This window comes from Kitasatospora sp. NPDC056327 (assembly GCF_042261735.1).
GTDB lineage: Bacteria > Actinomycetota > Actinomycetes > Streptomycetales > Streptomycetaceae > Kitasatospora.
Genome location: NZ_JBHJRC010000168.1, coordinates 1 through 18,066 on the forward strand (window position 1 = coordinate 1; position 18,066 = coordinate 18,066).

Here is an 18,066-nt window from a genome sequence, read left to right on the forward strand (position 1 = left end):
GGGCGCGGGGAGGGGGCCGCGCGACGGCCCGGCGGGCGGGCGGCCGGCGCCGCCGTGCCATGCTCGGAGGCATGAGCACCGCCACCGCCGCCGTCCCCGCACCCGCCCCGCCCGCGGACACCGCCGCCGTCCGGCGTACGCCGGCCCCGCCCCGCCGCAACCCGGTCGGCGCCCATGTGCCGGTGGCCGCCCGGGGCCTGGCCGGGACCGGGCTGGCGTACGCCCGCCGGGTGGGCGCCGAGACGGTGCAGGTGTTCGTGGCGAACCCGCGCGGCTGGGCGACCCCGGCGGGCAACCCCGCCCAGGACGAGGAGTTCCGCGCGGCCTGCGCCGAGGAGGCGATCCCCGCCTACGTCCACGCGCCGTACCTGATCAACTTCGGCTCCGACACCCCGGCGACCAGGGAGCGCTCGGCCGCCTCGCTGCGCCACTCGCTGCGGCGCGGGCACGCGATCGGCGCGCTGGGCGTGGTGCTGCACACCGGCTCGGCGGTCGGTGCCGCGCCGGACGGCGGCTCCCGGCGGGACGAGGCGATGGCGCAGGTCCGGGCCGACGTCCGACCGCTGCTGGACGAGCTGGACGCGCTCGGCGACGACGCGCCGTGGCTGCTGCTGGAACCCACGGCCGGCCAGGGCCGTTCGCTCTGCTCCCGGATGGAGGACCTCGCCGGGTACCTGGACGCGCTGGACGGCCACCCCAGGGTCGGCGTCTGCCTGGACACCTGCCACGCCTTCGCGGCCGGCCACGACCTCGCGGCGCCGGGCGGCGTCCGGGAGACGCTGGACGCGCTGGTCGCGGCCACCGGGCCGGGCCGGCTGCGGCTGATCCACGCCAACGACTCCGAGGACGCGGTCGGCGCGCGCAAGGACCGGCACGCCAACATCGGCGACGGTCTGATCGGCGCCGAGCCGTTCCGCGAGCTGTTCGAGCACCCGGCGACGGCCGGCGTCCCGCTGATCGTGGAGACCCCGGACCGCAGGCACGGCGGCGACGGCACCGGCCACGCCCGCGACATCGCCGCCCTCAAGGCGCTGCGCTCGCGGGCGGCCGTGCCCGTCTGACCCGCCGTCGGGGTTCCCGTCCGGCGCTCCCCCGTCCGACGGTCCCCGGCTGCCGGGGGGCGGGCCCGGTGCGAGGGTGGAACGACCGACGCCCCGGCCCCGAGAACGGCGGTCCCCCGATGAGCCCGACGGTGCCCCGATGAGCCCGACCCGGAGACTGGCCGGGCTGCCGTGCGGCCGCCGCGGCAAGTGGGTGGTGCTGGCCCTGTGGCTGGTGCTGCTCGTGGCGGCCGGCCCGCTCGCGGGCAGGCTCACCGACGCGGAGGACAACCAGGCGTCCAGCTGGCTGCCGGGCAACGCCGAGTCCACCCGGGTGCTGGCGGAGCAGCGGGAGTTCCAGCCCGTGGACACCGCACAGGCGGTGGTGGTGTACGTGCGGGACACCGGGATCACCCCCGCCGACCGGGCCGAGGCGGCCCGGGACGCCGAGGCCTTCGCCACCGCCCCGCACGTGCTCGGCCGGGTGAGCGGCCCCGTGGAGTCGGCGGACGGCAAGGCCCTGCAGACCGTCGTGCCGATCGACATCGGCACCGGCGGCTGGCAGGACCTCCGCCCCGCCGTGGACAGCCTGCGCGCCACCGCCGCCGCGGACAGCCTCGGCATGACCACCCATGTCACCGGCCCGGCCGGGATCGGCGCCGACCAGGCGGAGGCCTTCGCGGGCATCGACTCCACCCTGCTCGCGGCCACCGTCACCGTGGTGATCGTCCTGCTGCTGCTCACCTACCGCAGTCCGGTGCTGTGGGCACTGCCGCTGTTCTCGGCGGCCGCGGCGCTGGTGGTCGCACAGGCCGTCATCTACCTGCTGGCCGAGCACACCGGGCTGACCGTCAACGCGCAGAGCGCCGGCATCCTCATCGTCCTGGTGCTCGGCGCGGGGACCGACTACGCGCTGCTGCTGACCGCCCGCTACCGGGAGGAGCTGCGCCGCCACCGGGACCGGCACGAGGCGATGGCCTTCGCCCTGCACCGGGCCGGGCCCGCGATCCTGGCCTCCTCGGCTACCGTGGCCGCCTCGATGCTCTGCCTGCTGGCCGCCGAGATGAACTCGACCAGCGGCCTCGGCCCGGTCTGCGCGATCGGCGTGGTGGTGGCGCTGGCCGCGATGCTGACCCTGCTGCCCGCCCTGCTGGTGATCGTCGGACGCTGGGTGTTCTGGCCGGTCCGCCCGGCGTTCGGCACGCCCGAACCGACCACGACCGGCCGCTGGGCGCACATCGGGGCGTGGATCGGGCGCCGCCCGCGCAAGGTGTGGACCGGCACCGCGCTGGCCCTGGCCGTCTGCTGCACCGGCCTGGTCTGGCTGAACGCCACCGGGCTCAGCACGGCCGGTACCTTCACCGGCACACCGGACTCGGTGACCGGCCAGGAGGTGCTGGCCGAGCACTTCCCGGCCGGCACCGGCGCGCCCCTCACAGTCGTCTCGGCGGCCGGTGGGGCCGGGGCGGTGCGGGCGGTCACCCTGGACACGGCCGGGGTGGCGGGTGCCTCGGAGCCGGTGGTCCACGAGGGCCGGGCGATGTTCCGGGCCACCCTCACGGATCCGCCGGACAGCGGAGCCGCCGAGGACACCGTCGACCGTCTGCGCACCGCCGTGCACGCCGTCCCGGGCGCGGACGCCGGGGTCGGCGGCTCGACGGCGGTGATCCTGGACGCCGGCCGGGCCGCGACCTCCGACAACCGGACGATCATCCCCCTGGTGCTGGGCGTGGTCCTGGTGATCCTGGCCCTGTTGCTGCGCGCGGTCACGGCCCCGTTGGTGCTGATCGCGACCGTGGTGCTCTCCTACGCGGCCGCGCTGGGCATCAGCGCGTTCTTCTTCGAGCACGTCTTCCACTTCGAGGGCCAGGACAACGCCTTCCCGCTGTTCGTCTTCGTGTTCCTGGTGGCCCTCGGCATCGACTACAACATCTTCCTGATGACCCGGGTCCGCGAGGAGGCCGCCCACCGGGGCACCAGGCCGGGCGCCGTCGCCGGCCTGGCCGCCACCGGCGGCGTGATCACCTCCGCCGGCCTCATCCTGGCCAGCACCTTCGCCGTCCTCGGCACCCTGCCGGTCGTGGGCTTCGCCGAGATCGGCTTCGCGGTCGCCCTCGGCGTCCTGCTGGACACCTTCGTGGTGCGCTCCGTCCTGGTCACCGCCCTGACCATGGACCTGGACCGGCACATGTGGTGGCCGAGCCCGCTGTCCCGGCCCCCGGCCCGGCCGGCGCGGGAGCCGTCCGCACAGCCCGGCGGGGCATGAGTTGTGCAGGCAAGTTCGTGCGCTCAAGGAGGAGTTGGCCAGACAGCCTTAAGTTACCGATGCGTTCATACGGCCATCGTTCACTGTCTGGACGAACGTGGCCCGGCGTCGCTTCACTGCGGGCATGCCAACTCCCTCCGTGCGCCTCGCCGCCGTCTGCACCGCCGCCGCCGCTCTGCTCGCGCCGCTCGCCGCCGCGCCGGGTGCCCACGCCGCCACCACCCCCGCGGCCGCCGCCACCGCCGGGACCCCGACCGTCCCCGCGCTCAGGGTGCTGACGTACAACGTCTTCCTGATGAGCAGGAACCTCTACCCCAACTGGGGCCAGGACCACCGCGCCAGGGCCATTCCGGCCGCCGGCTTCTTCCAGGGCCACGACGTCGTGGTGCTTCAGGAGGCCTTCGACAACGCCGCCTCCGACGCGCTCGTCTCGAACGCCTCGGCCGCGTACCCGTACCACACCCCGGTCGTGGGCCGCTCGACCGCCGGGTGGGACGCCACCTCCGGCAGCTACAGCTCCGCCACCCCGGAGGACGGCGGGGTGGCCCTGCTCAGCAAGTGGCCGATCCTGCGCAAGGAGCAGTACGTGTTCAAGGACGCGTGCGGGGCCGACTGGTGGTCGAACAAGGGCTTCGTCTACGCCGTGCTGAACGTCAACGGCCTGCGCACCCACGTGATCGGCACCCACCTGCAGTCCACCGACAGCGGCTGCTCCGCCGGACAGCCGGCCGCCGTCCGGGCCGCGCAGCTCAAGGCCGTCAAGGCCTTCGTCGACGCCAGGAACATCCCGGCCGCCGAGCCGGTGGTCCTCGCCGGTGACCTCAACATCGACGCGCACGGCTCCGAGTACCCCGCGCTGCTCGCCAACGCGGGCGTGGCACCGGCCGACACCCGCAACGGCTGGGCGAACTCCTTCGACACGGCGGACAACTCGATCGCCGCGTACCGCTACCCCGGCGAGCCCAAGGAGGACCTCGACCACGTCCTCTACCGGGCCGACCACGCCCGCCCGGCGACGTACACCAACACGGTCGTGCGCGCCCACAGCACGCCCTGGACCGTGAGCAGCTGGGGCACCTCGTACACCTACGACGACCTGTCGGACCACTACCCGGTGACGGCGGGCTGAACCCGGGCCGGGGCCCCGGCCGGGCGCCGGGCGGGCCCCCGGGCGTCAGCCTCCGCCGGTGAAGCGCCGGTAGGCGGCGGCGAGCACCGCGTCCAGCGCACGGCCGTGCAGGACGATCCCGGAGGACCCCAACTCGTCGAGGGCGGTGGGTGATCCGTCCCCGCCCTCGACGGGGTCGGGCACCCCCGCCCGCCAGAAGGCGTCGATCCGCTCACCGAGCGGGCGGTCGTCGTGGGAGGGCACGGTCTCACTCTCCGGTCGCGTCGTCGGACAGGGTCAGCAGCTCGCGCAGCCGCTCGGCGGGCAGTTCGGTCAGCCACTCCCCGCCGTCGCCGACCACCGCCTCGGCCAGGGTGCGCTTGGCGGCGAGGAGGCCGTCGATCCGCTCCTCGACCGTCCCCACGCACACCATCCGGCGGACCTGGACGGTGCGGCGCTGGCCGATCCGGTGGGCCCGGTCGGTGGCCTGGTCCTCGGCCGCCGGGTTCCACCAGCGGTCCAGGTGCACGACCTGGTTGGCGGCGGTCAGGTTGAGACCGGTGCCGCCCGCCTTCAGGGAGAGCAGGAACACCCGCGGCCCGTCCGGCTCCTGGAAGCGGGCGACCATCTCCTCCCGCCGGCCGCGCGGCACCCCGCCGTGCAGGTACAGCACCTCCTCGCCGAGCCGGCGCCCGAGGTAGGGCCGGAGCATGGTGCCGAACTCCGCGTACTGGGTGAAGACCAGCACCTTGTCCCCCTCGGCGAGCGCCTCCGTCAGCAGCTCCACCAGCCGGGTCACCTTGCCCGACCGGCCCGCCACCGCCGTGCCGTCGTGCAGCAGCTGCGCCGGGTGGTTGCAGACCTGCTTGAGCCGGCCGATCGCCGCCAGCACCGCGCCCTTGCGCTCGACGCCGCGCAGCCCGCCGAGCCGCTCCAGCAGATCGGCCACCACCGCCCGGTAGAGCCCCGCCTGTTCGGCCGTCAGGGTGCAGCGGACGGTGAACTCCTGCTTGGCGGGCAGGTCCTGGACGATCAGCGGGTCGCTCTTGCGGCGGCGCAGCAGGAACGGGCCGGCGAGCCGCCGCAGCCGGGCCGCCGCGTCCGCGCTGCCGGTCTGCTCGACCGGGGTGGCGAACCGCTCGCGGAACGCCTCCGCGCTGCCGAACAGGCCCGGGTTGACGAAGTCCAGGACGGCGTGCAGATCGGCCAGCCGGTTCTCCACGGGCGTGCCGGTGAGCGCGATCCGCGGGCCGGAGCGCAGCGAGCGCAGGGCGCGGGACTGCCGGGCCGACCGGTTCCTGATGTGCTGGGCCTCGTCGGCGACGATCCGCCGCCAGTGCACCCGGCGCAGCTCGGCGGCGTCCCGCTGGACCACGCCGTAGGTGGTGACGACCAGGTCGGCCGTGGCGTCGGGGGCGGTGCGGTCCGCGCCGTGGTGGACGTGCACCCGCAGGCCGGGAGCGAACCGGGCGGCCTCCCGGCTCCAGTTGCCGACCACCGACATCGGGCAGACGAGCAGCACCGGTCCGCGCGCACCGCGCTCGTGCTCCAGGGCGAGCAGGGCGAGGGTCTGCACCGTCTTGCCGAGGCCCATGTCGTCGGCCAGCACGGCGCCGAGGCCGAGCCGCCCGAGGGCGTCCAGCCAGGCCAGCCCCCGCAGCTGGTAGGGGCGCAGGGTGCCGGTGAACTCCGCGGGCGGCTGCGGGTCGCGCTCCCCCGGGCCGGGCCGGCCGGCCAGCAGGTCGCCGATCGGGCCGGTGGCGTGCACGGCGGTGACCGGCAGCCCGTCCACCACGGCGCCGTCGTCGACGGCGAGCCGCAGCAGGTCGACCGGCGCCATGGTGCCGCTGCCGTGCCCGGCCAGGAACCTGACGGCGGCGGCGAGCTGGGCCCGGTCGACCTCGACCCAGCGGCCGCGCAGCCGGACCAGGCCCTGCTGGGCGGCGGCGAGGTCCGCCAGCTCCCGCTCGGTGAGGGTCTCGCCGCCCAGGGCGAGGCGCCAGTCGAAGGCGATCACGGCGTCCCGGCCGACCTGGGCGTCCCGCGCCACGGCGGACGGGTCGGCGGCGGGGGTGCCGGCCGTCAGCACCAGGCCCAGCCGGGGGCGGCGCTGCCACCACGCGGGCAGCAGCACGCCGAACCCGGCGCGGGTCAGCGCGGGCGCCCCGGTGCGCAGGAAGGCCAGGGCGCCGTCCCGGTCCAGCCGGGCCTCGGTGGGGAAGGTGCCGAGCAGGGCGGCCCGCAGCGCGGGGGCCACCCGGACGGCGCGGGCGAGTTCCGCCCGGAAGGCCTCGGCCGGGTCGCCCGCCGCGGCGGGGACGGCGCGGGCCAGCGCCTCGTACGCCGGGTCGGGGACGGCGCCCGGCCGCAGGGCGGCGGCGGGGACCACCAGCGAGGGGCGGTCGACGGCGCGGACCAGCAGGTCGAGCCGCCAGAACTCGGCGGGCGCCCCACCGCCGGGGCCGTCCTCGTCCCGGCCGTCCTCGTCGGGGTCGTCCTCGTCGGGGCCGAGCGGTTCGGTGAGACGGAAGTCGAGCCGCAGAGGTGCGCCGGGCGGTCGGGCGGCCTGCCAGTCGGCGAGCCGCTCGGGCAGCCCGGCGGGCGGGGCCTGGGCGAGCCGGCCGTCGGGGCCGTGGAGGGCGGCGAGGAACGGGTCCGCGGGCGGGGCGAGGCCGGCGAGGGCGACCCGGGCCTCCTGGTCGACGAGGGCGTCCAGCAGCTCGGTGAACAGCGCGGCGGCGGTGGGCGGTGGGGCCGCCCCGGCGGAGGGGGCGGTGAGCGGGGCCGCGGAGGGGCCGGCGGACGGATCGGTGAACGGGCCGGTGGACGGCGACGCCCCGGCGGACGGCACCCGGTGCTCCGCGCGGCAGACCGGCGGACAGCCGGCGACCAGCGCCGTCTCCTCGCGGCGGGCCGGGGCGTCCGGTGCGGGCCGCCAGCGGGCGTACCACCGCCCCTCCTCCTCGACCGCCACCGGCAGCAGCCGCCCCCGCCCGACCAGCCGCCAGGCCAGGTCGTGCACGGCGGCCAGCCAGCGCACCGAGGCGCCGTAGGCGAGCTCGGCCGGGGCCCCGTCCGGCAGCTGGACGGTCGCGCCCGGCCAGTGCGGATCGTGCAGCGCGCCGAGCAGCTGGGCGGCCTGCGCGCGGTCGAAGAGCAGCGCGGGCACCCGCCACGGGCTCAGCGCGGCCCCGCGCGGGGCCGCGCCCACCGGCAGGTCCGGGGACGGCACGGGCCGGGCACCGAGGGTGGGCAGCAGCAGCCCGGCCCACCGCTCGTCGGCCTGCTCGGCCAGCCAGCCCAGCCCCGGCCCGACCGCTCCGAGCAGCCGCGTCACCTCGCCGGCCGGACAGGCGAACGGGTGCGCCGCCGCACCCCGCCCGGGCCGCACCGCACCCTCCCCCAGGTACACCGCCGCGTCCTCCGCCCAGACGGCGAGCCTGCCGTCGGCCCGCCAGAGCGCGTGCAGGGCGTACATCGGCGGGCGGCACCTCTCGGGAGGGGGGACGGGCTTCCCAGCCTAGTCCGGGCCACCGACAGTGCCGCCCGGAGCGGCGCGGGCCTGCCGCGCGGGGTCCGTTCCGGCCGCCTAGGCTGAGCGGCGAGTTCCGTTTCGCCCGGATTCGTCCACCCCACGGGATGGTGAGCGCCGTGACCACGTCCGACGAACGGCCGGCCGGGCCGGCCCCGCGCCGTCCGGGGCCCGCCGTGGGCCCGACCCCCGGCGGCGAGCCGGAGTTCCGCCCCTACCACCACCCGGCCGCCGGCTGGGGCGCCGCCAGGAGCGTCACCCGCTTCCTCGCGCACGAGGGCGCGCTGGTGGACGGCCCCCGGGCCATCAGGCGGATGAACCACGAGGACGGCGGCTTCGACTGCCCCGGCTGCGCCTGGCCCGACGACACCAAGGGACTGCACCTCGACATCTGCGAGAACGGCATCAAGCACGTCACCTGGGAGATGACCCGCAAACGGGTCGGCCGCGAGTTCTTCGCCGCGCACACGGTGACCGAGCTGTCCGGCTGGAGCGACTTCGCGCTGGAGGACCAGGGCCGGCTGACCGAACCCATGGTCTACGACCCGCGGACCGACCACTACGTCCCCATCAGCTGGAAGGACGCCTTCGCCCTGGTCGGCCGCACCCTGCGGGAGCTGGACAGCCCGGACCGGGCCGCGTTCTACACCTCCGGACGGCTCGGCAACGAGGCCACCTTCCTCTACCAGCTGCTGGCCCGCGAACTGGGCACCAACAACCTCCCGGACTGCTCCAACATGTGCCACGAGGCGAGCGGACGGGCCCTGCACGCCTCGCTGGGCACCGGCAAGGGCACCGTGGACCTCAAGGACTGGGAGGCCACCGACGCGCTGTTCATCCTCGGGGTCAACGCCGCCTCCAACGCGCCCCGGATGCTCACCGCGCTCGCCGAGGCGTACCGGCGCGGTGCGCAGATCGTGCACGTCAACCCGCTGGTGGAGGCCGCCGCGACGCGCACGATCATCCCGCACGACTTCACCGGCATGGCGCTCAACCGGGCGACCCGCACCAGCACCCTCAACCTCCAGCCGCGCATCGGCGGGGACATGGCCCTGCTGCGCGGCATGGCCAAGGCCGTCCTGGAGCAGGCCCCCACCGACCCGCGGGCGCTGGACCGGGAGTTCGTCGAACGCTGCACCGAGGGCTTCGACGCCTACCGGGAGCTGTGCGCGGCCACCCCCTGGGAGGAGATCGAGCGGCAGTCCGGCGTCCCCCGCGCGGACATCCTGAAGGCCGCCCGGATCTACTGCGACGCCGACCGCTCCATCGTCAGCTGGTGCCTGGGCGTCACCCAGCACGAGCACGGCGTCGACACCGTCCGCGAGATCGTCAACCTGCTGCTGCTGCGCGGCAACCTGGGCCGGGAGGGCGCCGGCCCCTCGCCGGTGCGCGGGCACAGCAACGTCCAGGGCAACCGGACCTGCGGCATCGACCACCGCCCCGAACCGGCGTTCCTGGACCGCCTCGGCGAGGTCTGCGGCATCGACCCGCCGCGCCGGCACGGCCTGGACACCGTCGGCACCGTCGAGGCGATGCACGGCGGCGGGATCGACGTCTTCGTCGGCATGGGCGGCAACTTCGCGCTCGCCGCCCCCGACACCCCGTACACCTGGGAGGCGCTGCGCCGGTGCGAACTCACCGTGCAGGTGAGCACCAAGCTCAACCGCAGCCACCTGGTGCACGGGCGGCAGGCGCTCGTCCTGCCCTGCCTGGGCCGCACCGAGAAGGACCGGCAGCGGGGCGGGCTGCAGAGCACCTCCGTCGAGGACTCGATGAGCATGGTGCACCTGTCGGTGGGCATGAAGCGCCCGGCCTCCCCGGACCTGCTGTCCGAGCCGGCCGTGATCGCCGGGATCGCCCGGGCCGCCCTGCCCGACAGCCCCACGCCGTGGGAGTGGTACGTCGAGGACTACGACCGGATCCGCGACACCATGGCCCGGGTGCTGGACGGCTTCGAGGACTTCAACCGCCGGGTGCGGCTGCCGCTCGGCTTCCGGATCAAGCAGCCGGCCCGCGAGCTGGTGTTCCTGACCCCCTCCGGGCGCGCCGAGTTCTCCGCGGCGCCGCTGCCGGACGTCGTCCCCGCCGCCGGCACGCTGGCCCTGGGCACCATGCGCTCGCACGACCAGTGGAACACCACCATCTACTCGGACAACGACCGCTACCGGGGCGTGCGCAACCTGCGCACCCTGGTCTTCATGAACCCGGACGACATGCGCGAGCGCGGGATCGCCGAGCTGACCCCGGTCGACATCGTCAGCACCGCCAGGGACGGCTCCACCCGCCGCCTCGACGGCTACCTAGCCGTGCCGTACGACATCCCGCGCGGCTGCGCGGCCGGGTACATGCCGGAGATGAACGTGCTCTGCGCGCTGGCCGACCGCAGCACGCAGAGCGACCAGCCGATCATGAAGCACCTCAAGGTGACCGTCGAGGCCGCGCGGTGAACCGTCCGCGCACGCCGCGCACCGTCGCCCGGCCGGCCCGCCGGCGACACCCGGATGGATCATCTGGCGGGCGGGGCCCGGGATTTGCTCCTACGTTGCGGTGCGAGGGGGCATTCCGAACGAAAGGCGCAGACTCCATGGCCGGCAAATTCGAGCTGTACACCGATGAGAGCGGCATGCACCGGTTCCGGCTCAAGGCGAGCAACGGCTCGATCGTGGTGACGGGCGACCCGCAGGAGAACCGGGACGACTGCCTCAAGAGCATCGAGTCGATCCGCAGGCTCGCGCCCTACGCGGAGCTGAAGGAGGCGGCCGCCGGAACGGCCTGAACACTCCGGTGAAGCGCCCGGACGGGCGCCGCGCGGGTCGGCGGGACAAATCGCCGACCCGCGTTCGTTTGTACGACAGATCCCTTTGGCCGCGTGCACGCCGGACGCGGACAGAACACTTGCATGCGTGTCGTCATCGTCACCGAGTCCTTTCCCCCCGAGGTCAACGGCGTCGCCCACAGCGTGCTGCGGACCGCCGAGCACCTGCTCCGCCGGGGGCACCAGCCGCTCGTCGTCACGCCGGCGCCCGCGCGCGGCGCACAGAGCCCGTCGCACACCTTCGGCGCCGGCGGGGTGCCCGCCGGGCTGCCGGTGGTGCGCGTCCCGTCCGTCCCGCTGCCCGGCTATCCGCAGGTCCGGATCGCCCTGCCCGGCCGGCAGCTGACCGCCGCGATCCGCGGCCACCGGCCCGACCTCGTCCACCTGGCCAGCCCGTTCGTGCTCGGCGCGCGCGGCGCGCAGGTCGCCGCCCGGCTGGGCGTGCCCGTCGTCGCCGTCTACCAGACCGACCTCGCCGGGTACGCGCACGCCTACCGGGCCGGGCGCGGACTCGGCGAGGCCGCCGCCTGGCACCGGATCCGCAGCATCCACGGCCTCGCCGCCCGCACGCTCGCGCCGTCCACGCCCGCCGCGCAGGACCTCACCGCGCACGGGGTGGCGCGGGTCCAGCTGTGGCCGCGCGGCGTGGACTCGGCCCGCTTCCACCCGCGCCACCGCGACGAGGCGCTGCACCGGGCGCTCGCCCCCGGCGGCGAGGTGCTGGTCGGGTACGTCGGGCGGCTCGCGCCGGAGAAGCGGGTCGACCTGCTGGCCGAGACCTCGGCCCTGCCCGGCGTCCGGGTGGTGATCGTCGGTGACGGGCCGTCCGCGCCCGGGCTGAAGGCCGCGATGCCCGGTGCCGTCTTCCTCGGCCGGCGCACCGGCGAGGAGCTGGCCCGATGTTTCGCGACCCTGGACGTGTTCGTGCACACCGGGCCGCTGGAGACCTTCTGCCAGACCATCCAGGAGGCGATGGCGAGCGGCGTCGCGGTGGTCGGACCGGCCGCCGGCGGCCCGCTCGACCTCGTCGCGCACCACCGCACCGGACTGCTGGTGCCGCCCCGCGACGGCGCGGCGGTGGCCCGTGCGGTGACCGCGCTCGCCGGGGACGCGGAGCTGCGCGCCGCCTACGGGCGCGCCGGGCGGGCCGAGGTGACCGCCCGGACCTGGGAGGCGGTCGGGGACCTGCTGCTGCGGCACTACGCCGAAGTGCTCGCCGAGCACCGTGGAGCGGCGCCCGTCGTGCCCTCCACCACCGCGGCGGCCGCACCGGCGGCGCCCGCCGGGCCCGTTCCGCCGCCCGCCCCGCTGACGGAGGAACTGCCCGCATGACCGCCGGCCCGCTGCGGATCGTCAGGGTGGCGAACTTCGTCACCCCCGTGTCCGGCGGACTCCGCACGGCGCTGCGCCACCTCGGCGCGGGCTACCGGGCCGCCGGGCACACCCCGGTGCTCGTCGTGCCCGGCGAACGGCGCTCCGTCGAGGAGGACGCGCAGGGGCTGGTCGTCACGCTGCCCGGCCCCGTGCTCCCCGGCAGCGGCGGCTACCGGCTGCTCACCGACCGCCGGGCGGTGGCCGCCGAGCTCGAACGGCTCGCCCCCGACCGGCTGGAGGTCTCCGACCGCACCACCCTGCGCTGGACCGGCGCCTGGGCCCGGCGGCACGGCGTGCGCTCGGCGATGGTGTCGCACGAGAGCGCCGTCGGACTGCTGCGGACCTGGGGCCTGCCCGGCGCGGTCGCCGGGGCGGCCGCGAACCGGCTCAACTGCGGCACCGCCCGTTCCTACGACACGGTGATCTGCACGACCGACTGGGCCGCCGCCGAGTTCCGCCGCCTCGGCGTGCGGAACCTGGCGCGCGCCCCGCTCGGCGTGGACCTGGCCACCCTGCGCCCCCCGGCGGCGGCCGCGCGGGCCGCGGAGCGGGCCCGGTACGCCGCGCCCGGGCAGGTGCTGCTGGCGCTCTGCTCCCGGCTGTCCACCGAGAAGCGCCCCGAACTCGCGCTCGACGCCCTGGCGGCACTGCGGTCCACCGGGGTCGACGCGGTGCTGGTGGTGGCCGGCACCGGACCGCAGCGGTCGCGGCTGGCCGCCCGGGCGGCGCGGGACCGGCTGCCCGTGCACCTGCTCGGTCACCTGGCCGGGCGCGGGGCCGTCGCCCGGCTGCTCGGCTGCGCGGACGTGGTGCTGGCGCCGGGGCCGGTGGAGACCTTCGGGCTGGCCGCGCTGGAGGCGCTCGCCTGCGGCACGCCGGTCGCGGTCAACCGCGGCTCTGCGCTGCCCGAACTGGTCGGCACGGCCGGCGTGCCCGCCGAACCGACCGGCGCGGGGTTCGCGGACGCGGCGTGCGAACTCCTCGCGCGCCCCGAAGCGGCCCGGCGCGCCGCCGCCCGCGCCCAGGCCGAACGGTACGGCTGGCCGGCGGCCGTCACGGCCTTCCTCACCGCCCACGGCGCGGCGCCGGTCGGCGCGCACTGAGCACGGGGCGGGGTGCCGGCGGGGTGCCGGCGACCGCTCGACCGCCGGGCAGGAACGACAGGACGGAACGACAGGACGGAACGGCCGGGCCGGACGGTCCGGGAACGGGTGGGAGGTCCGATGAACACGATCACCGCGGTGGACGGAGGAGGCGGCACGGTTCCGGGCGCCGCGCACGGAGGGGACCGCGCGGAGGAACGGCGCACCACGGAACCCGTGCGCTTCGTGGCCCTCGGCGACTCGCTCACCGAGGGCATCGGCGACCCGCTGGCCGACGGCTGGCGCGGCTGGGCGGCCCTGCTCGCCCGGTCGCTCGCCCCTCCGGTGACCGACGTCGAGTTCACCAATCTCGCGCGCAGCGGCGCGCTCACCACCGACCTGCCGGCCGAGCAGCTGGCACCGGCCCTCGTCCTCCGCCCGCAGGTCGCCGCCGTGGTGGCCGGCGGCAACGACACCCTGCGCTCGGGCTTCGACGTCGACCGCACCACCCGCGCCCTCGACACCGTCCTCGGCCGGCTCACCGACGGCGGCGCGGTGGTACTGACCGCCTGCCTCCCCGACCCCGGCACCCTGCTGCGCCTGCCCCGTCCGCTCGCCCGCCCGCTGGCCCGGCGGATGCGCGCCGTGAACACCGTGGTGCACGCCCTCTCCGCCCGCCACGGGGCCGTCCACCTGCACGTCGCCGACCTGCCCTGGACGGCCGACCGGCGCCTGCTCAGCGTCGACCGCCTGCACCCCAGCGCCGAGGGCCACCACCTGATCGCCCGCGGCTTCCACGACCTGCTCACCGCCACCGGCCGCCCCCTCGGCCCGGCCCCCGCCCCGGAATCCGCCGAACCACCGCCCGGCACCCTCGCCGACCTCTGGTGGATGGCCACCAAGGGCACCCGCTGGGTCGTCGACCGCAGCACCGACCTCCTCCCGGGCCTGGTGGCCCTCGCCGCCGCCGAGGGCTACGCCCGCCTCCGCGGCACCACCGACCACCAGGACCACCGCATGACCACCGCCACCACCACCGCCCTCGCCGCCCTCCCACCCCCACCCACCACCCCGGCCTGAACCGTCGACACCCCCGCAGCCCACCCCGCCGGACGCCCGGGCACGAGCACCGCCACCGGTGGCCGGCGGACACCACTGGGACGGAGCCCGCCGGGCCCCGCCGATGTACCGCTCCGGGAGTCCGCCTCGCCGGGGAAGGCGGTCGTCGGCCGCCGGCCACGCTTGCCCCCGACGCGTTCCGGAACCGGGTCGGCCGAGGGCCGGCATCCGCCACCCACCGGGGCGCGACCGGCAGCACGGCACCGCCGCCGTCGGGCCGATCCGCTTCCGGCCCGGACCGCGATCAGCTCTCCTCCGGGGCGTCGGCCGTCTCCTCCTGATCGGCCGTGACCCTGCTCAGCAGCACCGCCGGCGACGGCATGACGGCGTACCAGGTGTTGGCACTCTCGTCGGCGGCCGGGGCCCAGGCCGCCACCACCGGGAGTTCACGGTGTTCGCCGGCCTCCAGCGGGGGCAGCGTCCAGGACATGCCGTGGTGGTGGCCGTGGTCCACGCCCCACGCACTGCGCGCGTGATCGTGCACCTCGTCGATCAGCGCATCCCACCGCCCCGGTGCCTCTCCCGCGTCGGCGGCCCAGCAGATCGCGTCCTCGTCGTTGCCTCCGATGGTGAGCCGGGTCGTCTCGTCCTCGACCGTGATCGCAGCCAGTGCCTGCCCCCCGTCGTACCCCGCGTCGGCACCCTCCGGAAGCGGCACCGACAGCCCGGCCGAGAACTGCACCCGCCCGAGCGGCGCAAAGGCGTCGATCCGCCAGACAGCCGCGCGGCAGCCGGTCAGCGGCCCCCAGTGGTCGGGGTCGAGCTCGGGGTCGTACGGGGTCAGCAGCAGCTCGACACGGGCCCCGGAAGTCACCCAGCGGGCGAGCGTCCGGTCACCCGGCAGCCGGAACAGCTCATCGGGCCGCAGGGCGAGATCGGTGTTCCCGATGGCCGTGGTGAAGGTCAGCGGCCCGAACGGCGTGTCGACAGCCGGCTGCTCGACGGAACGCAGACGGACGCGCGGGACGGCGGGAAGCAGCACCGCCTCAGCGTACTGTCGTGCGACGTGTCGGGATCCGCCGGACGGAAGCCGGTGCCGTGCCAGGCGTTGTTCGCCCCGGCCGGCCGGACGTGGTGGCAGGGCTGCTGAGGTCGTGGATCACGTCCCGGGCACGGTCCGGGCCGGTGCGTGTCACCCGGCGACCGCGGCCACGTCCATGTCCCGGGCCGAGAACAGAACCGTTCGGACCCGCGTCCAGGCCGAGTCCCACGACGGACGACCCGCAGCGGCCGACGCCCTGCGTCGTCATCGACCGCACGGCCCCGCACAGCACGACGCACGACGCGCCGCCCCGGTCCGGCCTCCGGACGGCGCGTCAGCACGGGGCGAACGTCGCCCGATGCGGCACCGGGCAACCGGCCCGAGCCGACACCGCCCCGCAGCACGGGACGTCGACGGGGCCGACTTCCCGTGCGGGTCCTTCAGGTGGGCAGTCCGGCGAGGGCGTCCGTCAGGGCGGCGATCCGGGCCGGCTCGCCGTGGGCGCGGCCCTGATGGGCGGAGGTCACCGCGCGGGCCCGGGTCCAGCGGGGGACGCGGTGGCGGCCCAGCCCGGCGGCCTCGGCGAGGAGTCCGGGCGGCGCAGCACGGCCGCTCCGGTGTCGGGGGCGGCGAGCAGGGTCTCGTGGCGGCTGCGCAGGACCGTGATCGCGTCGTGGGCCGGGTCTCCGGCGTGCCCCTCGGGGTCGACGGCCGGCCAGGGGTCGCGGTCGGCGCGCAGCACGTCGCCGAAGTGCGGGTCGCCGTGGACGAGCGTGTCCGGCTGGTCGTGGCCCGGTTCGAGGACGGTCGCGACCGCGGCGCCGACGACCCGCTCCGGGAGCGCCCCCGGCAACCGCGCGGCGCCCCGGCGCAGTTCCTCCGCCCGCTCCTCGGCCCGGTCGCGCAACCGGGGCGGCCAGGGCGGGGCCGGGACGGCGAGCCGCCGGGAGAGCCGGCCCGCGACGGCCACCGCCCCGTCGGCGTCCGGGTGGGCGGCGAGCGTGTCCGCCGCCCACCCGTTCCAGCGGCCTCGCGAACCGGGCGCCGTCGCGCCGGTGCAGCAGGACCGCACCGCGGCCGGCCCGGACGGCGAACGCGTCCGGCTCGTGGACGTTGCCGGGGTGGGGGGAGGAGACCTTGAGGACCGCGGGCGCCCCGTCGTCCGCCCGCGCGGGGACGACGGGGGCGGCGCTGCCGTGCGGCACCGGCCCGGCCGGCACGCGGGCCCGGCGTTCCGGGAGTGCTCCGAGGAGCGCCGACAGTCCCGCGGGAGCCACACCCGGCCGGCCCCTCCCGTTCGACGGTTCCCCGCGCGAACCGGTCCGGTATCCCGATCACGACGACGGCCCACGGACCTCGCACCCGTGTCGACCGGCGCTCCGCGGAACCCCCGTCAACGACCGGGCGGGCACGGGGCGATGGTGCGTCGGCGGTACCGGCGTTCCGTGGCGGCCGCCGGACTCCAGGGCCCCGCCGGCGTCCTGAGCGGGGAACCGGAGGGGGCGCGGGGGTGTCGTGGTCCGTGGAGAACCGAGGGCGAGAGCGAGGGGGAACGCGTGGTGGAGGGACGTGGCGGGCAGGAGTTGCTGGCGGCGGCCGGGGTGCTGTTTCCGGACGGGAACGGGCGGCTGCTCGTCGTCCGGTTGCCGTACGACCGGAGGCATCCGGTGGCGGTGCCGGGTGGCGGGTGGGATCCGCAGGACGGGTCGCCGCGGCGGACCGCGGTGCGGGAGATCGAGGAGGAGCTGGGATTCACGCCGCGGCTCGGGCCGTTGGCCTGTCTGGACTGGACTCTGGACCACGACCGTCCGCCGATCGCCGCGCACCTCTACTGGGCCGAGCCGCTGACGCCCGGGCAGGCGGCGGCGTTCACGCCGGACCGGGCGGAGGTGGGCGGCTGGGCGTGGCTGACGCCGGAGGAGGCGGGTCGCGCGCTGCCGCCGCGGCTGTCCCGGCGGGTGACGGCCTGTCTGCAGGCGCCCCGCGGGGCCGCGCCGCTGGAGTTGGAGGACGGGCGGCCCGCCGGGCACGTCCTCGACCAGCTGGCGCCCGCTCCGGCACCCGCGTACACCGGACCGTCCGGGCTGGACGGAGCCTGGCACCTGACGGGCACCGGTGCCCCCGCGCCCGACGCGCCGCCCCTGCTGGACCGGGAGGCCTACATCGCGGGCCGGCCGCGGATCCGGGCGAAGGCGCGCACGGTGTTCACCGACCGGGCGGGCCGCGTCCTGCTGGTGCGGCAGAAGCCCTGGGACCTGCCGGGCGGCGAGGTACCGTACTGGACCCTGCCGGGCGGCGGCATCGAGGCGGACCGGGAGCTGCCCAGGGCGGCGGCCCGCCGGGAGGTCCGCGAGGAACTGGGCTGGTCCTGCGAGCCGGGACGGCTGCTGGCCCTGGACTGGCTCCCCGGACGGCCGGCGGACCCGGCCGCGAAGCGGGACACCGCCCTGCTCGTCTACCTGTTCGACGGCGGCACGGTGGCCGACGAGCGCTTCGCGTCGATCGCACTGGCCGAGGAGGAGCTCGCCGAGTGGCGGCTCTGCGACCCGGAGCAGGCGCGGGCGCTGCTGACACCGGCGTCCTGGGCCCGGACCGCGGCGGCGCTGGCGGCGCGGGACCGGCCGGGCGGCCCGGCCGAACTGGTCGGCGGGCACCCGGCGGACTGACACCGGCCGGGCCGGGCACGGCGGCGCGCGAACCGGGTCGGGCCCACAGGCCGGGGGCGCCGGTCCGGGCGGCGTCCCGCCC

General features: G+C 76.7%; 13 protein-coding genes. 9 read left to right on the forward strand and 4 right to left on the reverse strand.

Translation table 11 applies throughout. From position 1 onward, the window contains the following. Positions 1-71 precede the first annotated feature (71 nt). The 3 genes from ACFCX4_RS22955 (at position 72) to sph (ending at position 4,435) form a co-directional block, all read left to right on the forward strand. Positions 72-1,061, forward strand: a complete 990-nt coding sequence (locus ACFCX4_RS22955; RefSeq protein ID WP_376145287.1) for a deoxyribonuclease IV — start codon at positions 72-74, stop codon at positions 1,059-1,061. Positions 1,062-1,200: 139 nt separating this feature from the next. Then, complete coding sequence (locus ACFCX4_RS22960) at positions 1,201-3,306, forward strand: MMPL family transporter (RefSeq protein WP_376145289.1); 2,106 nt, start codon at positions 1,201-1,203, stop codon at positions 3,304-3,306. Between the two features lie 124 nt (positions 3,307-3,430). After that, positions 3,431-4,435 carry a sphingomyelin phosphodiesterase gene (sph, locus tag ACFCX4_RS22965; RefSeq protein WP_376145291.1) on the forward strand — a complete coding sequence of 335 codons (1,005 nt, stop codon included), beginning with the start codon at positions 3,431-3,433 and terminating at the stop codon, positions 4,433-4,435. Between the two features lie 45 nt (positions 4,436-4,480). On the opposite strand, the gene ACFCX4_RS22970 is transcribed toward sph, so the two are convergent. Then, entirely contained in the window at positions 4,481-4,678 is a 198-nt protein-coding gene (locus tag ACFCX4_RS22970) for a hypothetical protein (protein ID WP_376145292.1), read from the reverse strand. Positions 4,679-4,682: 4 nt separating this feature from the next. Continuing rightward, positions 4,683-7,892, reverse strand: a complete 3,210-nt coding sequence (locus ACFCX4_RS22975) for a DEAD/DEAH box helicase (RefSeq protein WP_376145293.1) — start codon at positions 7,890-7,892, stop codon at positions 4,683-4,685. A 161-nt stretch (positions 7,893-8,053) separates the two neighbouring features. Here ACFCX4_RS22975 and ACFCX4_RS22980 point away from each other — a divergent pair, with 161 nt between their 5' ends. The 5 genes from ACFCX4_RS22980 to ACFCX4_RS23000 all read left to right on the forward strand — a co-directional run bounded on the left by ACFCX4_RS22980 (position 8,054) and on the right by ACFCX4_RS23000 (position 14,297). Then, the gene (locus tag ACFCX4_RS22980) at positions 8,054-10,393 is read left to right on the forward strand and encodes an FdhF/YdeP family oxidoreductase (protein ID WP_376145295.1); all 2,340 of its coding nucleotides are present in this window, start codon (positions 8,054-8,056) and stop codon (positions 10,391-10,393) included. Positions 10,394-10,530: 137 nt separating this feature from the next. Further along, on the forward strand, positions 10,531-10,722 hold the full coding sequence (locus ACFCX4_RS22985; protein ID WP_376145297.1) for a YegP family protein: 192 nt from the start codon (positions 10,531-10,533) through the stop codon (positions 10,720-10,722). A 123-nt stretch (positions 10,723-10,845) separates the two neighbouring features. Further along, a complete protein-coding gene (locus tag ACFCX4_RS22990; RefSeq protein WP_376145299.1) occupies positions 10,846-12,093 on the forward strand; it encodes a glycosyltransferase family 4 protein in 1,248 nt (415 codons plus the stop codon). Further along, a complete protein-coding gene (locus ACFCX4_RS22995; protein ID WP_376145301.1) occupies positions 12,090-13,238 on the forward strand; it encodes a glycosyltransferase in 1,149 nt (382 codons plus the stop codon). Before ACFCX4_RS22990 ends, ACFCX4_RS22995 begins: the two co-directional genes overlap by 4 nt. A 120-nt stretch (positions 13,239-13,358) precedes the next feature. Beyond that, positions 13,359-14,297, forward strand: a complete 939-nt coding sequence (locus ACFCX4_RS23000) for an SGNH/GDSL hydrolase family protein (protein ID WP_376145303.1) — start codon at positions 13,359-13,361, stop codon at positions 14,295-14,297. Between the two features lie 283 nt (positions 14,298-14,580). Here the strand turns inward: ACFCX4_RS23000 and ACFCX4_RS23005 are convergent, their stop codons facing one another. Together ACFCX4_RS23005 and ACFCX4_RS23010 are read right to left on the reverse strand one after the other, a co-directional pair. Further along, positions 14,581-15,318 carry a hypothetical protein gene (locus tag ACFCX4_RS23005; RefSeq protein ID WP_376145304.1) on the reverse strand — a complete coding sequence of 246 codons (738 nt, stop codon included), beginning with the start codon at positions 15,316-15,318 and terminating at the stop codon, positions 14,581-14,583. A 523-nt stretch (positions 15,319-15,841) separates the two neighbouring features. Continuing rightward, entirely contained in the window at positions 15,842-16,390 is a 549-nt protein-coding gene (locus ACFCX4_RS23010) for an aminoglycoside phosphotransferase family protein (RefSeq protein ID WP_376145306.1), read from the reverse strand. A gap of 484 nt (positions 16,391-16,874) precedes the next feature. Here ACFCX4_RS23010 and ACFCX4_RS23015 point away from each other — a divergent pair, with 484 nt between their 5' ends. After that, positions 16,875-17,984 (forward strand): NUDIX domain-containing protein, encoded by a 1,110-nt coding sequence (locus ACFCX4_RS23015; protein WP_376145308.1) that lies wholly within the window; start codon positions 16,875-16,877, stop codon positions 17,982-17,984. The last annotated feature ends 82 nt before the right edge of the window (positions 17,985-18,066 follow it).